The organism is Halalkalibacter oceani, assembly GCF_023715705.1.
Lineage (GTDB): Bacteria > Bacillota > Bacilli > Bacillales > Bacillaceae_D > Halalkalibacter > Halalkalibacter oceani_A.
On record NZ_JAMBOS010000124.1, the window covers coordinates 1 to 255 of the forward strand.

The 255-nt window shown below is 38.0% G+C and carries 1 pseudogene; it reads right to left on the reverse strand.

Annotated features, from left to right (window positions below):
- Positions 1-255 (reverse strand): annotated as a pseudogene (locus tag M3212_RS22475) (IS4 family transposase); the annotation flags it as partial.

A 255-nucleotide genomic window follows, 5' to 3' on the forward strand; every position in this document is an offset into this window, starting at 1 on the left:
TCGTTGTATGACTAATGAGTAAATCATAGGACATACCTTGGAACTCTTTTTGAAGACGTAATAAGGATTTGGTCGTTTTAAAGAAGATCTCAATATCCCAACGCATTCCATAGAGACGGACGATTTCGTGTTCAGAAAGCGTACAATCAGTGCTAAGAATCGCCAGCCATTCACTCTTTTTGTTTCGGTTTTGAACAAATACAACTTTGACTGGAATACCATTTGCCATTGTTGTATGAACAGAACGCAAAATGC